Here is a 564-nt window from a genome sequence, read left to right on the forward strand (position 1 = left end):
GATTTCAGCTTGGTAGGTTTCTTTGGCTAGTGAGTCCAAAAACATTTCGACACAAAGACGTGTTTTCACAATATTTTTAGGCGATGCGACCGCGTGAGAACTGTCGATCGCAACGTACACTACGCCTTTCGGCACTCGGAACTCATCATCTTGCAAATGCCACAGGCGAAAACCTTCGAGATCTTCAATCAACTCCGGTAGTGAGCCCCCGTTTTCAAAGGGCATTGGGTCGAGGTCGTAACAAATGTACGGGTTCTTCTCTGGCAGAACAAACTGCCAACGCGGATCAATTTGTTGGAAGAAGCGTTTTTGCTCGTTACTGAATGGAGTGACGGAGTAGGGGGTGAAATACCACTCCGCAGTGCGATTGTACTCAAGTCCTTTGGCGATCAGCGTAACGCGGACATTGTCGACAGATAAATATTGCAGCAGAGAACGTTGTAGATCTTCATCATATCCCGACATTTTGTAGTCGCCATAGATAATATCGTGCGGCTGATAATGCTGCATATTGATGACTAAATGGCTAACTAAATCGAGAGGGCGTGAAGGTTCTTGAAAGCG

1 pseudogene is annotated in these 564 nt (G+C 46.5%); it reads right to left on the reverse strand.

Annotation, left to right across the window (positions count from 1 at the left end):
• A pseudogene (locus tag R7Z47_RS26190) lies at window positions 1–564 on the reverse strand (insulinase family protein); the annotation flags it as partial.

This window comes from Vibrio sp. 1641, from assembly GCF_033339995.1.
In the GTDB taxonomy this organism is placed as follows: Bacteria; Pseudomonadota; Gammaproteobacteria; order Enterobacterales; family Vibrionaceae; genus Vibrio; species Vibrio alginolyticus.